This is a genomic window from Escherichia sp. E3659, assembly GCF_005781135.1.
GTDB lineage: Bacteria > Pseudomonadota > Gammaproteobacteria > Enterobacterales > Enterobacteriaceae > Escherichia.
Genome location: NZ_VATQ01000007.1, coordinates 21,655 through 35,575, shown reverse-complemented (window position 1 = coordinate 35,575; position 13,921 = coordinate 21,655). Strand labels below are relative to the sequence as shown.

General features: G+C 53.3%; 17 protein-coding genes and 1 pseudogene. 3 read left to right on the top strand and 15 right to left on the bottom strand.

Features of this window, described 5'->3' with window-relative positions; translation table 11 throughout:
* Nucleotides 1-4 precede the first annotated feature (4 nt).
* The 4 genes from FEK47_RS07640 to FEK47_RS07625 form a co-directional block, all read right to left on the bottom strand.
* The gene (locus FEK47_RS07640; RefSeq protein ID WP_135486393.1) at nucleotides 5-499 is read right to left on the bottom strand and encodes a head completion/stabilization protein; all 495 of its coding nucleotides are present in this window, start codon (nucleotides 497-499) and stop codon (nucleotides 5-7) included.
* Nucleotides 500-597: 98 nt separating this feature from the next.
* Nucleotides 598-1,308: a phage terminase small subunit gene (gpM, locus tag FEK47_RS07635; RefSeq protein WP_135486394.1), complete on the bottom strand. Its 711-nt coding sequence runs from the start codon at nucleotides 1,306-1,308 to the stop codon at nucleotides 598-600.
* A 17-nt stretch (nucleotides 1,309-1,325) separates the two neighbouring features.
* Nucleotides 1,326-2,339 carry a phage major capsid protein, P2 family gene (locus FEK47_RS07630; RefSeq protein ID WP_135486395.1) on the bottom strand — a complete coding sequence of 338 codons (1,014 nt, stop codon included), beginning with the start codon at nucleotides 2,337-2,339 and terminating at the stop codon, nucleotides 1,326-1,328.
* A gap of 14 nt (nucleotides 2,340-2,353) precedes the next feature.
* A complete protein-coding gene (locus FEK47_RS07625; protein ID WP_135486396.1) occupies nucleotides 2,354-3,244 on the bottom strand; it encodes a GPO family capsid scaffolding protein in 891 nt (296 codons plus the stop codon).
* Between the two features lie 230 nt (nucleotides 3,245-3,474).
* Between FEK47_RS07625 and FEK47_RS07620 the strand changes: the two genes are divergently transcribed.
* The 3 genes from FEK47_RS07620 (at nucleotide 3,475) to FEK47_RS07610 (ending at nucleotide 6,612) form a co-directional block, all read left to right on the top strand.
* Nucleotides 3,475-5,262 carry a terminase family protein gene (locus tag FEK47_RS07620; protein ID WP_135486397.1) on the top strand — a complete coding sequence of 596 codons (1,788 nt, stop codon included), beginning with the start codon at nucleotides 3,475-3,477 and terminating at the stop codon, nucleotides 5,260-5,262.
* Complete coding sequence (locus FEK47_RS07615) at nucleotides 5,255-6,289, top strand: phage portal protein (protein WP_135486398.1); 1,035 nt, start codon at nucleotides 5,255-5,257, stop codon at nucleotides 6,287-6,289. Before FEK47_RS07620 ends, FEK47_RS07615 begins: the two co-directional genes overlap by 8 nt.
* A 65-nt stretch (nucleotides 6,290-6,354) precedes the next feature.
* Complete coding sequence (locus tag FEK47_RS07610) at nucleotides 6,355-6,612, top strand: ogr/Delta-like zinc finger family protein (RefSeq protein ID WP_001254198.1); 258 nt, start codon at nucleotides 6,355-6,357, stop codon at nucleotides 6,610-6,612.
* Between the two features lie 68 nt (nucleotides 6,613-6,680).
* Here the strand turns inward: FEK47_RS07610 and FEK47_RS07605 are convergent, their stop codons facing one another.
* The 11 genes and pseudogenes from FEK47_RS07605 to FEK47_RS07555 all read right to left on the bottom strand — a co-directional run bounded on the left by FEK47_RS07605 (nucleotide 6,681) and on the right by FEK47_RS07555 (nucleotide 13,917).
* Nucleotides 6,681-7,106 carry an Rrf2 family transcriptional regulator gene (locus tag FEK47_RS07605; RefSeq protein WP_240730971.1) on the bottom strand — a complete coding sequence of 142 codons (426 nt, stop codon included), beginning with the start codon at nucleotides 7,104-7,106 and terminating at the stop codon, nucleotides 6,681-6,683.
* Nucleotides 7,085-7,327: pseudogene (locus FEK47_RS07600) on the bottom strand (hypothetical protein); the annotation flags it as partial. The pseudogene FEK47_RS07600 and the gene FEK47_RS07605, both read right to left, overlap by 22 nt.
* Before the next feature lie 2 nt (nucleotides 7,328-7,329).
* A complete protein-coding gene (locus FEK47_RS07595; protein ID WP_135486401.1) occupies nucleotides 7,330-7,527 on the bottom strand; it encodes a hypothetical protein in 198 nt (65 codons plus the stop codon).
* On the bottom strand, nucleotides 7,524-8,117 hold the full coding sequence (locus FEK47_RS25395; RefSeq protein ID WP_240727696.1) for an ead/Ea22-like family protein: 594 nt from the start codon (nucleotides 8,115-8,117) through the stop codon (nucleotides 7,524-7,526). Before FEK47_RS25395 ends, FEK47_RS07595 begins: the two co-directional genes overlap by 4 nt.
* 63 nt (nucleotides 8,118-8,180) lie before the next feature.
* Entirely contained in the window at nucleotides 8,181-8,492 is a 312-nt protein-coding gene (locus FEK47_RS07585; RefSeq protein ID WP_000211276.1) for a plasmid partitioning/stability family protein, read from the bottom strand.
* A gap of 4 nt (nucleotides 8,493-8,496) precedes the next feature.
* Nucleotides 8,497-9,456, bottom strand: a complete 960-nt coding sequence (locus FEK47_RS07580; protein ID WP_135486402.1) for a plasmid segregation protein ParM — start codon at nucleotides 9,454-9,456, stop codon at nucleotides 8,497-8,499.
* 76 nt (nucleotides 9,457-9,532) lie between these two features.
* Nucleotides 9,533-12,187, bottom strand: coding sequence for a replication endonuclease (locus FEK47_RS07575; protein ID WP_138183155.1), 2,655 nt, complete (start codon nucleotides 12,185-12,187; stop codon nucleotides 9,533-9,535).
* Between the two features lie 6 nt (nucleotides 12,188-12,193).
* A complete protein-coding gene (locus FEK47_RS07570; protein WP_000599375.1) occupies nucleotides 12,194-12,559 on the bottom strand; it encodes a hypothetical protein in 366 nt (121 codons plus the stop codon).
* Nucleotides 12,560-12,631: 72 nt separating this feature from the next.
* The gene (locus FEK47_RS25390; protein ID WP_089618353.1) at nucleotides 12,632-12,862 is read right to left on the bottom strand and encodes a derepression protein; all 231 of its coding nucleotides are present in this window, start codon (nucleotides 12,860-12,862) and stop codon (nucleotides 12,632-12,634) included.
* A 320-nt stretch (nucleotides 12,863-13,182) separates the two neighbouring features.
* Nucleotides 13,183-13,743, bottom strand: coding sequence for an HTH domain-containing protein (locus FEK47_RS07560; RefSeq protein ID WP_240727698.1), 561 nt, complete (start codon nucleotides 13,741-13,743; stop codon nucleotides 13,183-13,185).
* Nucleotides 13,744-13,770: 27 nt separating this feature from the next.
* Entirely contained in the window at nucleotides 13,771-13,917 is a 147-nt protein-coding gene (locus FEK47_RS07555) for a hypothetical protein (RefSeq protein ID WP_053897048.1), read from the bottom strand.
* Nucleotides 13,918-13,921 lie beyond the last annotated feature (4 nt).

The window sequence follows — 13,921 nt, the reverse complement described above, 5'->3', positions numbered from 1 at the left end:
TTCCTTAATCAATCAGCGCGACAGAGGCGCGCGGTCTGCCCAGCAGCGCACGCACCGCCATGGCCGCTTCAGCCAGCAACGTCCGGCGGCTCTCGCTGGCTTCTGATGATGGCTGCGCTTCGCGCCGCCCCACACTGGCAGATTCCGGCAAAAGATCGGCCTTTGCGCGCGCATACACAGCCTTGGTGTACAGTGCTGTAATGTGGTTCTGCATCCGTTCTGATTGTGCATCCGTATTGCGCGGCTCTGGTTGCAACACGGTGTAACCCGGAATATCAGCAGCCCGGATGTGGCCCTGTTCCTGCCAGTATTCACGGCGCGCAGCCAGTTCAGTGTTAATCTCTGTTACCGCGCAAAGCAGCGCCGTCAGCACCGTTTCGTGTGACGTGACGGCGGGGATGCTGCGGCTCTTTTCAAAATCGCCGGCATTAATATCCGGCCAGAATCCATCGTTCTGAATAATGGCCTGCTGATAGTGAATGCTTTTCCCGTCAAACATGCTCACTCCGAGGAAAGGCGGGCTGACCGGTTTCCGCAGTGTGCTGATGGCTTTTGCCGGCACACCTCCACCGCGCCCGCCCGGTTGTTGGGAGTCGTTTACGTTCCCTGCAATGCGCGCAGTCTTGCGGCAATGCGCTGGCGCAGGGTTTTCACCTGAATTTTTGGATGCAGCCAGGCAGCCTGCTCCAGATACTGGTCGGCCTGTTGCAGTATCCCCGGATCACTAATTGCACTGGCCAGTGGTTTGCCGTCATCGCTACGCAGCAGCTGGACGCCTGCAAAGCGCCAGTAGCGGGCAGCAAGGCGTTCATTCACACGCCATTTGTCGCGGATTTTTTCAAACACCTGCTGAAAATACGGTGCGATACTGTTCCCGCGTTCGGCTTCTGTTTCTGCCCATTCGAGAATGAAATGGGCCACAAACGTTGGCAGCTCACTTTTGAAGTTCTCCGGCGTTTTCTGCCCCTGCTCAATGGCAATGTCAGCCCACTGCAGCGCCAGCTCAAACTGCCCGGTATCAAACAGCCAGATGATGCAGTACACCAGAACGGGATTCTGATAGACGCGTTCCCCCTCCAGATAAGCCTGTGCGTGTGGCAGCCAGCGGGGCAGCAGCGTGTTCCGTTTGAATTCCAGCTTGTCAGACAGCAGCTCCATGTTGTGCAGTTGTCTGATGTCGTTATCCAGTGCCAGCAGCTTAATGTGCTGACTTTCTGTGCTGACGGTGCGCCCGTCTGTTCTGGTCATGAGCGCCGCACGGCGCTCATCCATCTGTCGGGCTCGTTGTCGCTGCATTGGCGTTGGCATACCGCGCACTCCGTTTATCAGGCGATGGTGACCGCAGACTCATCCACGGCAGCATATAAATCCGGATCGCCCAGGGCGTACCCCTCATAACGCCAGTATGAGTTTTCGAACTGTTTGCGATCGCCCACATCTTCCGCTTTACGACGGCGGGAACCCTTCAGCGTCAGGATCTGCAGATTTGGCAGCACGGTCACCACCATACGCTTGCCCGGCATAAACGGCGGAATGATGGCCTTGCGGCCCGCAATGTTCTTCGTCAGCAACTGTGCGGCCACTTTTTCGGTAGGCTTGTCCTCTTTGTTGTAGAGGCGCAGCTCCTCGGCGGCCACAAGGTCAGCGCCGACCAGCACGGTGAGGCGTGGATCGTTGTGATACTGCGCCGGGATGTAAGTGCGGATCAGGTCAGATGCCATGGCATCCAGTCCCACGTAATCGCCGCCTTCACCCAGGGTAACGGCGTCTGTCAGAATACGGGAGGTATTTCCAGGCTGTTCTCCCCACTCACGGGCGATTTCATGCCAGCCGATGTTGACGTCCTCGCCGTTCGGATGGCTTTCAGGATCGGAGTTTTCCGCTGCTGTTTTACCGTTAAAGCCAATGCGCAGCATATCCAGCGCAAAGTTGGTAACGGCGGCGGAGTTCATCAGGTTGAAAAATTCCTGCGGGCTGCCGGCATTCGCCCAGATGGCGAGTTGTTCCCAGGTGATCACGCAGCAGGAATCAGTTTCAACGAGTTTAAATTCGTTGCCTTTGATGCCTGAACCTTTGGCGAAACGACCGCTTTTCACGCGACCGGTGCGCAGCGTGGATTCGCCAACGGTGACGACCTGTCCCTGCGGGTGCGGAACGTCCATGCAGGTGATGAAACTCAGAAACTCGGTGCTTTCCAGTAGTGCTTTACGCAGGGCAATGCTGCGCGGTTCGGTCAGGGAAAAAGTGCGATCACCTGAGACAGCGCAGTCACTGAATGTTTTTTGCAGTTCGCTGAGGTACTGATTAACCAGCTTTTGTGCTTCTGGTGTCATGTTCATTGCGTTCTCTCCGGTTACACCAGGTTAAAAGTTTCGCCACCGGCCGGATTGTTACCCGGCAGCTTTGTGGCATCCTTGCTGAGTTCAGCAAATGCGGTTTCCATACTGGTGACTTTCTCCGCGATGGCGTTCACCGTGGAGAACAGCTTTTCACCCTGCTCGGTGGTCAGCGTGAAGGTTTTGTCGTCCTTGTTGTTCTGTTCTGCGTTGTCCTGCCCCTGATCGCCAGTGCTGCCTTCCGGCTTGTTATCACCGGTATTTTTCGGGGCATCCTTCGCGCTGAACTGCGCGACGTTTTCTTCCAGTTTGTCCAGGCGTTCGCCGGTTTTGTTGATGGCGTCCATCAACTGACCGAACTGCTTTTCGTTCATATCGTTTTCCTGTTTGTTGCGTCCCATGGAGAAAAGGTCGGAAAAGAAACTGCGTTTGGCCTGCTCGTCGTCAGACTGCAGCGTGAAATTCAGTTCTTCTGCATTCCCCATGTGAATGGAATCTCCCTGCGAAAATTGCAGGCGGGTGGTGTTGATGCTGGCCGGTGTGTCAGTCACAGCGATACCGGATACAAAGAATTTGCCCGTGCCCAGATAGTTTTCCCGCACCTCAATAGAGGTAAAAAGCTTCTGCCCGGCCTTATTGGCTTCAATCAGGAAGCGATTTGGGATCAGGCGTGCTTTAAGCTGCACCTTGTCACCAAATTTTTCGACTTTCAGGGCATCAACAAGGCCGTAGTTATTGGTGAAGGCACGCCATCCGGAATCAGCGTGATATGGCCAGAGCATGGCGGCTCGCTCGTCCGGGTTATAAACCTCGGCGGCATCTGTCAGCCACTTCGGATCAATTTCCCGACCGTCGATGGTGGGGCCTGATGTGGCAACCACAACCCAGTCTGTTTTCTGCTTCGTCATCTGAATTAATCCGCTGATAAAAATTAAACTGGCGTTATTTAACGGAGAAATAAAAACGTCGTCATCTGATTAATTTCCGGTACTTTCGGATATGCGCATATATCCGAAAAATACCGAAAACAGATAATCGTTAAAAAAATGCCTGCGGCAAATAATGGGATATTACGGAACGTTACGGAACGAACCGGAAAAAGATGAAAACCCATTAAAATAAATTCCACAGGTAGTTTATGGCTTATTCTGATGAAGTTATTGCCGCAGCAAAATCACTCTATCTGAAAAGGCACACCCCAAAAGAAATACAAAAGAAGCTCGGACTGAACAGTCCGCGAATTGTTTATTATTGGGCGACAAAGTTTGAGTGGTACACACAGCTTAATACTGAAGGCGTGGAGGATGTTATCGCCCGTCGTCTCGCTGTACTGGCGGAGCGTGACCATAAAACGCCGGAAGAACACGATGAACTCGATCGCCTGATTGGCCACCACGTCAAACTGATGTCGGTCAGAAACAAGCACACGGAGCGAATGGCTGAGATTGCACGAATGGGTGCGGACATTCCCCAGCCTGGTCGTTATGGAAAAGAAGAACGCGGAGAAAAAGGTGCAGGTAAGAAAGAGCGCCCCCGTAAAGCTAATGACGTTTCCGGACTGACTGCTGAAAGTTTTGAGCCGTTTACCAAAAAACTGTTCGCTTATCAGTTGCGCCTGCGTGAAAACAAATTCCGCCGTGTACGCAACCTGCTTAAATCCCGCCAGATTGGGGCGACGTATTACTTCGCGTTTGAGGCGTTTGAAGATGCGGCATTAACCGGCGACACACAGATATTTTTATCGGCATCAAAACGTCAGGCCGAAGTGTTCCGCACCTATATCGTTAAGATTGCACAAACAGAGTTTGGCATTCCCATTAAAGGCAATCCGGTTAAGTTAAGTAATCTGGCTGAACTGTATTTTCTGGCGACCAACAGTAACACAGCGCAGTCAAACAGCGGCCACCTGTATATTGATGAATACCTGTGGATCCCCGGTTTTCGCCGTCTCAATGAAGTGGCATCAGGGATGGCCACCCATAAACACTGGCGCATTACCTATTTCTCCACGCCGTCATCCAAAACACACCAGGGTTACCCGTTCTGGTCTGGCGATGAATGGCGCAAAGGCGATCCGAAACGAAAAGGGGTTGAGTTTCCGTCCTTTGATGAGCTGCGCGATGGTGGGCGTGAATGTCCGGATGGTCAGTGGCGCTATGTGGTTACGCTGGAAGATGCCATTGCCGGCGGCTTTAACCTTGCTGACATCAACGAGCTGCGCGAGCGATACAACGAAACAGCGTTCAATATGCTGTTTATGTGTGTGTTTGTGGATGACAAAGAGAGCGTCTTTAAATTCGATGATCTTGTGCGTTGTGGTGTTGATGTCAGTACGTGGGAGGATTTTCACCCGGAAGATCCCATGCCATTTGGTAACCGTGAGGTTTGGGGCGGCTTTGACCCTGCGCGCTCCGGCGATAACGCCACATTTGTTGTGCTGGCACCGCCGCTGGTTGCGGCAGAACGATTCCGCGTGCTGGAAAAACACCACTGGCGCAGCATGTCATTCCAGTTTATGGCAGAGCGTATCCGCAGCATTAAGGCACGCTATAACATGACGTTTATCGGCATTGACGTCACCGGTCTTGGCTACGGTGTCTTTGAACTGGTTCAGGGATTTGCCCGCCGTGAAACAGTGGCCATTCATTACAGCGTGGAATCCAAAAACCGTCTGGTGATGAAGATGCTGGATCTGATTTACGCCAACCGTATTGAGTGGGATGAGGAAGCCACGGATATTCCGGCATCGTTCCTGGCCATTCGTCAGGAATCCACCAACAGCGGCAATAAAGTCACTTTCACCGCCGAACGTAGCGAAGAAACCGGGCACTCTGACATCTTCTTTGCCATAGCTCATGCCGCAAGTAATGAACCCCTGAACTATAAGCACAAGCGCAAATCAACATGGATCCTGTCAGATGAGTAAAAAGAAAAAATCCCCCGTGTTACACGATGGCGTGGCAAAAAAAACAGCCAGCAAAATGACGTTTATTGAATTTGGTGACCCGGAACCGGTCGCTGCATGGGGCTGTTATTACGGCTCGCTCTGGGATGGTTATAACGGCTGGTACACGCCGCCCATTGAGCGCATGGATCTCGCCATGTTGGCCAATATCGCACCGTATCACGGCGCGGTACTGCGTGCGCGCGTCAATATGATTATGCAGGGTTTTCGTGGGGGTGGTGGTATGACACACGCCGCCATGGCGGCAGCGGTGACCAATCTGCTGATATTCGGGGATATGGGACTGCTTAAAGTGCGCAATGGTTTCGGGCGGGTGGTGCGCCTGCATACGTTGCCTTCTCTGTACCTGCGGCGTAACAACGAGGGTGGCACGGTGATTGTGCAGGCGGCACTGGAAGATCTCGTTTACCCGCCAGGCGAAGTGGTGTTCGTGGCCATTTATGACCCGCAACAGCAGGTTTACGGTGTCCCGGATTATATTCACGGGATGGAATCTGCCATGCTGAATGTGGATGCCACCCGCTTTCGCCGCAAGTATTACAAGAACGGCGCACATCTGGGTTATATCCTGTATTCCACTGACCCGGACATGGATCCCGATCTCGAGGCGGAATTCCGTAAAAAGATAGAGGCGTCAAAAGGGGCGGGCAATTTTAAATCCATGTTTATCAATATACCTGGCGGAGACAAAGAAGGCGTTAAGGTGATCCCTATCGGGGATTCAGGTACAAAAGATGAGTTCCTGAATATAAAAACCATCAGTGCCCAGGATCAGCTCGTTGCGCACCGTTTTCCACCCGGACTTGCCGGCATCATTCCCGCAAATACGGCCGGGCTTGGTGACCCACTGAAATCCCGCGAGGCATATTACAGGGATGAGGTTATCCCGATGCGCCGCCTGATTATGGAGGGGATCAACAGCGACCCGGATATCAGACGACTGGGGGAGGTGAAATTTATTCTTGATTTTGATGAACCCATGGAGTGATGTGCGGTATGAGGAAAGAGCGGGTAAAATCGGCGGCAGTAAAACGCTGTTCCGGGAGGTGGAAAATGCGCAGACAAAAAGCGCGATGTCATTGCTGTGGTGCACATGCGGTGATTGAGAAAACAGCCTGGAAAACCGATCAGTTTGCTGATGTGTATTACCGTTGCACCCGTCTCGAGTGCGGACATACCTGGGTGATGAATCTGACCTACTCGCACACACTGGTGCCCAGCGGGCTGGAGAATGGTGTGTTAAAGCTGTTGATTGAGCGGATGCGCCCGGAAGAAAAACAAATGGCTCTGGAGTTGTTGCAGGCCGGATAGCTGACGCGCTTCGCTTGTCCAACCCGGAACGGGCGCACAAAGAATTTGCGCACCCGTTCCGGGTTTTCTTATTCAATGGCAGACAACTGATAATTTGTGTCTTCCTGCAGGCTGGTTAAAGAAATATTATCCAGTGCAGCCAGAATAACGTGCTGTGTATATAATCCGGAACATTTCATTGCCCGGACAATATCACCAACACTGTAATTTTCTTTTGTCGGGATATATCCACCACCCGGGCCGCGTGTGGCTTTTACCAGGCTACTTTCCCGTAAATATCTGAATATTTGCTCCAGATATGACAGTGAAACGGTTTCTTTGCTTAATTGCCGGAGTGAGATTGGCTTTCCGGTGTACTGTTTCACAAATTTAATCATTACCATAACTGCAACTGATGCACGCTGGCTTCCGGAATTATCTTTCATCGTGATTACTTCCATTAATGGCATAAATTGATGGAGTGGGTCAGTGAATAAAGAGGCATTACATTCCATCCCTTAGAGCGCCAGCTGTCTGCAACATCTTTACTCCTTGTTATTGCTGGTATTCCGATGCCGTTATTTACATGCATCCATGCCACTGGCTCTGCTTCCAGTGATGCAAGTGCGATTAACATATTGTGATCGTCTTCATCAAGACCGAACGGGATGTCTTCGCGCCACGATTTAAACTTTGTGATTTTACGTTGTAGCCATTCTTTGGTAATGGTGGACATGGTTACTCCTGTTTTATTGGTCTGATACTGTTCAGAAGTAAGCGTCGCCGCATATTTGGCGCGCCCCAGCGGTAGCCAGTTTTTTTGTCGTAGGATTCAGAACGTCCGACAACCCAGGATGTTTTAGTTGAATGCAATTTCAAACGCTTTTCGCCATTCCTGGTGATAACAATTCCTGTATGAGTTTTTATCGCGCTCATTTCGCAACACCTTTGCGAAGTTGGGCGGCAATCAATTGGAGATATAGCGCGGATGTGCGATGATATTCCGCTGCTATCGGCGCCTCTTTCTCGCTGCGCTCCGCAAGCTGGTTTAACTCCGTGATGGCTATTTCCACACCCCGTGCCCGCACTATATTCTGGAAGGCGTCGGTGGCTGGCGTATCTGGCATGAGTGGTGATTCATCAGCAGGCGAGTACTCATCAGAAATGTCGGGCTGCTCCCCATCAAATACATAGCAACTGCCCCTGATAAACAGCTTCATTGCGGCATTCTCCGCTGCCAGCTCCGTGAAATTAGCCTCCAGCTCTGCAATGCGTTTGCTTTGGGCTTCTCGTTCATCCAACAGAGCCCGCACTACTTCAGGGTTGAAAGCTGCGATATAACGAGCGTTGTTCTCTGCGTTTTTCTGTCCGTCAAAGCCGGGCCATTTGATAACGTCTTCACATCGTTTATCACCGGGCGTATGCACCGCATACGTACCAGTACCCGTCGAAATAAATGCGACCCATTCGCCCTGTGTTGCCTGTTTTGCTAACTCACGCAGTGCCTGATAGTTGATTTCGCTCATTAAGTCGGTCTCCTTGTTTATGTTCTGAGGTGGAGATCAGGGCGAACTCGCCCTGACGTTGTGTTATTCGGGGAATAACGCCCTGATATTTCCGGCCATCTGACTGGTTATCTGTGCGGTTGGCACTGGCTGTGACACGGGGCGTTCTGTCCTGGTTTGTGTCACGGATAACGCCTCATCGTCAGCCCATGCAGCCAGTCGGTAAGCCTCTGCTGGATTCATTTTCAGAAGTGCCAGCCCGGCCAGAAAAGCCACGCGTTGGCCGCTTTTGCGGGCTTCTGGTGTAAGGCTGTCCAGCCAGGCGCATGCTTCGCTTTCGTTCTTGACGGCCGCAGGCTTCAGATAGAAACTTATCCGTCTGGTTGGTGTCGTCATTGGTTTACTCCTTGTCCATTGCGTACAGCCCATTAACCAGAGCAAACTGTGGCACCCCATCCGCGATGAAAGTCGCATTAACTCCGCAGGCTTCGCGGATAGCGGGTGCCACAATCTCCGCCCCGCCACCGACAACCATCACCCGCCCGTAACCCGAAAAACCCGCCAGCGCGCGGATCACGCGTTGTTTCAGTGTTTCCTCCTTTTCACGAATAACCGCCATCAGGCTGCCGTAATGCGCGTCATTGTGGATGTGCTGGCGCAGCCAGGCTTCATCATGGCGATGTTCGATAATGGTATTGGCGATGTGGTGACTGGTGCGCATACCGTTAGTGGCCATCACCGACAGTACGGCATCGGCCATCAGAGAAACGCCTACGTGTGGATCGCAAAACACCTGGCTGATACCTGCCAGTTGCCCCTGAACCTTTGCCACATCCAGCGTGGTTCCGCCCAAATCCACAATCAGCAGGGATTCAAACGGACTCATGTCAGCCAGTGCCTTAAAGCCAGCCGGAATGGATTCAGGCATAACCCGTACGTTACGGATAGTGAATGCTTCGCTGTTCTGGTACTCCACCGGGCGCATGACGTTCGCTTTTTTGCGGTTGATGTTGGCCATGTCCGGCTGTGCGTTTGTATCGAAATACTCGCTCAGTGGCAGGGTGACAACCACATCCACTTCCTGTGGTGGGATGCCTGATTTGACCAGCGCGTGATGAATGGCAATGACATTCACATCACTGTACTGATATTGCGTGTCGGTCGTCTGGACAAAGCGATCGCTGACCGAATCAAAACCATAGCGCACACCATCAAGCATGTAGTTCGCGGGCTGCGTGCCACCGAACGGCGCAGACCATTCCGACTTGAAGCTGTTCGGGCTGATGGCGTTGCGGCGTTCGCCGTTCTCAGTCCATGCCAGCTTGATGTTGGTGGAGCCGTCGTCGATACAAATTTTCATGTCGATTTTCCTTATGTTGATTAATTAACCGTTTACGGGATTTTTAAATCCCGCTTTCGCCTGTTTTGTGCGCGCTTCATATATCGCGGCGCGTTTTTTGCTCATTTACGGGTTTTGTGAATCCCGTTTCTGTCTGTTTTTTGTTTCCACTGGTCAGGCTACCCCGCAGCAGGTCTGCTTTGCGGCGGGCGCGTTCAGTGGTTTCACTGATTCTCTGTGCGTGCTCTGCGTCACGGATGGCGCGCAGCATGTCAGAAAGCACGGTAACAGGGGTTTTCATGGTGTTCTGGTCCTGCTGAAGTGTGGATGCCAGGCGTGCGGCGGCTTCGGGGTCTGATGCCCCCAGCTGTTCCAGATAGCTGGCGACCGGGTTATGGCGGATCTCCGTGCTGCTTACGCCGTGATTACGGCTCAGGCGCTGCCAGAGCTGCGTGATTCGGCTGTCCGGGCGGGTATCCGGTTTGCGTACAATTTCAAATCCCTGCGGTGCAATGATGCTGCCGTCAACGTACAGACTGCCGCCCCGTAACAGGTGCTGCATCTGCTGTTCACCGATATGCAGGCCGAGAGATTCAGCAGACTCCCGCCATTCTTTAGCGAGTAACTCATGGTTATCAGGCAAAGGCCACGGTGTTGGCCGTTCTTTCGGCTGTTCTGTCCCGTTGTTGTCCGTTTCCTGTACATGGGGACAGTTATTGCCACGAGTCCAAGGGGCGGCAGGGCCGCCCTGAAGGTCAAAACCATTTTCGCGGGCGCTGTCTTCCGCTTCCGGTTTACGTCTTACCAGCTTCCAGTTATCCGGGTGCGTGCACACGCGGGAAGATTCCCCGATGAGCGGCGACCAGATCCCGTAAATCTGTACACTCTGCTCGCCGTAATCGTTCAGCTCATCTGCGAGGTCGTAGGCGGTGCGAATCAGGTAGTCTTTACGTGGAACAAGTACGCCGCCCTGTTTTTCAATGTAGGAGGCAAAACACCCGGCATCGGCGGCAGCGAGTACCGCATCCATTGCGTCATCCTTCAGCCGTTGCGGGCCTTCCGGGTTGCGTGCCATCTGGCTGGCAAGGCGGCGCAGTTCACGCCATACCTGACGGGAGGGGATGCCAAAGAACTGGAACTGGCGGACCCGATGAAGGCGCGCCCAGCCGATGGCGCGCTCCACGCTCTCGGCCATTGATTTTCCGGTTTCGTGGTCAACGCGTGGTTTGCCCGTTTTCGGATCGATTCCATCCACGGCGCGGCTGTCCAGGTTTTTTCCGATGTAGGTGGCGATGTAGCTGGTTGGCGTGCCTTTGGAGCCGTCGACGTACTCCACCTTAAAGCGCGGAGTAATATCATTGCCCAGCTCGTGGCGGTCTTCCTGAATGGCAATATCGCGGGTGATGGCCACGATGCTGTCGATTTCTTCCGGATGAGCAAAGACCATCATATGCCAGTGCACGGTGCCGTCATGGTGAGGCTCCACCGTGCGGATGCCATACCAGCGCAGGCCGTCGCGGTTCAGTTTTTTGCGGACCGCCGCAAAAAACGTGTTAACCAGGTAATCGCTGGAGTCGCGCATGGTGGCCCCGTTCCATTTGGGATTCGGATGACCGTTCTCTGTTGTGGCGTGGTATTTTGACGGGCAGGTGACAGTCAGAAACACCGCTTTGTCGCCACGGGCTTCGGCCAGAAGTTCCAGTCCCTTCATGGTGGCCATCATTTCTGCCTTACGGTGAACCGGGTTACTTACTCCCGCGTAATACACTGTCTCGAGATCAATCGTGAAGCCGTCTTCGTTTTCCAGTTCGAAGCTCTTCAGGAAGTCGCGGGTTTTCTCGCGCTGTGCGCGAAACTCGCTTAACGCGTCCTGGCTCAGATAGGGTGATGTTTTTCTGGAAACCAGACAGGCGGCGCGGAGTTGTTCTTCTCTCCACTCGCAACGTAACAGCCACAGTTTGCGTTTCCACCAGTCCGCACAGGTCAGGCGGAGGATTGCGCCCGGCAGCAGTTCCGTATCCGGATCGCTCTTGTTCAGGGCTTCGTAATGTGGCGGCATGATGTGCAGGCGTAATGCGATACGAGCCAGCATCCGGTAAGCCTTCAACATTACATCCATGGTCAGCTCGCCATCTCTGGCACCAAAGCCATCGCAGAGTGTTTCGAAGGTGCTGCTGAACATCGCCGCGGTCATGGTGGCCAGCGTCTGTATCTGGTGCTTGTTGAGCTGCGGCAGGTAAAGCAAATCGTCCAGGCGTTCGCGCCCGGCAAGGGAGCGATAACCCGGTGTCAGCCAGCGTCCGTCAGTGCGATCCAGACGTTCGAATATTTTGCGCAGGGTTCCGCGTGCATAGCGTTCCGCCTGCCAGCTCTTTTTGCCTTTCTGGCGATCGGCTTCCTGTTTTTTGCGCAGGAAGGAGAGGTGGCGAATAAGCGGATCGCGCAGATAGGACGGCAGCAGGCGCAGCGAGGCCATGGCTTCATCCACCGCGCCGCGTGCCTGCTTTCTGGCGTCTCCTGCCAGTGTGATGGTTTTGTCCTGTTTTTCCTGTGCGTCCAGGCTTTTATTAATCAGGTTGCCCAGCGGCGTGGCGGAGAACGCCGCATCAGCCATTTCCTGGCGGCGCTCGTTCTCTACCCGGTAGGCATCCAGCCAGGAGGAAAGCGCGGATTCAGGAGCGGGGATCCCCGTTCCTTCACGCCCCACTGCGTGGCGCGGTTGTTGCCAGTCCCTGATGTACTCTGCCGTCATAGTGATTTACTTCGTCATGCCATTCAGGGTGTCGCGGCAGACTGTAGCCAGCCGCTGAATTTCCAGCACGGTGTCTTCTGTGTCGGCATGGCGATGTGTGATGCGGATGCTGTCGGCAATCACATCGACGATTGCAGAGGATGGGTGCTGGTAAATGCCAATAACGGACGGGGTGCCACCTTCAATGCGGTAAAGCCTGTAATTTCCCTCGTGGCTGTCAATCATGTAGCGACCATCAATAACAATCTTTCCATCAGCGAGCTGCGGTACAGGCAGGGATTTCAGGTACATGTCATAACGATCACGCACGCGAGCGGCAAGATCACGTTCTGTGTTGAGCAGGTATTCAAGAAAGTCGTTGGCGAGAATCATTGCGGCAATCCTCTTGTTACAGATGTGCGAAGGCCTCCCGCCGCAAGGTGCAGGAAAGGCCCGGAACAGTAATTAATGGAGTTTGTTTTGCTGCTGGATGAGCTGCTGAAGCTCGCGCAGATCATCCGCCAGATAGCTGAAAACAGAGGCGGAATAGCTGTTCGATAGTGCGTGACTGCGCTCATGCAGCATATTGATGTGCATGATTTGCGCGACGCGTGATGCGCGGAAAAGTCTGCGGTTGATTTCAGTCTGGATGTGACGACGCTCCGCGATAGCGCGGTGCTGTTTGCGGTTTGCCATGGTGTGGCCTCTGTAGTTGCAAGTTTTGAAAACTCACCATCCAGAGGTTGCAATTCTGGGTGGTGAGGCGTACGGGGTTGCAACCACCGGCAACTACAGAAACCGGCCCGACCGAAGTCGGCCCCATACGCCCCACCATAATTCGTGTGCGAAAAAGACGTGGCGATACGGTACGCACAAAAAAACCGCTGGCGCGGTTGTGCGCTGTAGTTGTCAGCGGGGGTTGCAATCCCGACACCCGTTTTATGAGGTGCAGCGGAAATGTAACCTGACTGATTGCGGCATGGCAAGCGGTTTTTTTGTGTGTGCATGATGATTACTCAGTTTGGTAATAGCTCGTACAGCACGGCGTCGGCGGCGGTGCGGCGACCGTAAAGAAAACGTGCTGTGCGAGTGGTGACTTTTATTTGCAGTGTGTGATTAATGTGTTTTGCTATCATGGCGAACGTCATGTGTTGCTCATCATGTAGTTCAGTCACCAGTTCCACCAGGTGATCGCTGTATCTGGTCAGGTGGTGGAGTTCTCCACATTTTCGCAGGCTGTAACCACGTTTTTTCAGGTGCACTTGTACTGTGCGACGGGTGCATCCCATCTCGGTGGCCAGTTCCTTCGCCGTTCTGGTGCGGCGGTTTTCGATGAGAAAGGCGATCTCCTTTGCACTCAGTGTCTTTTTTTTGCGACCAATCAATCCACGGCCACGTAAAAAACTAAGTCGGTGCATAACGGCGTCATGGGTTCGTTGAATTCGTTCAGTTATCTGGCGCGTGTTGTGCTCCGGATAAAGCGAGATAAGCATTTCATCTTCCCATTGTGCCCATGGCTTTACATGTGCCGGAGCCACGCCTGGTGTACCCATTGGTTTGAGTTTGAATTTGTGCATATTTCTTACCCCGTTAGTGGTGGTGCTTTACACGGCGTATAAACCGCGGCGGTGGCACCACACTTCAAACATTCGTTTCACAATTTCGCGGCAGTAGTAACCATCGGTATCTCTCGTCAGGTCGTAGCGGTTGCCGTAACGCTGACGCATCCATCGTTCAAAGGCTTTGTGCATGTTC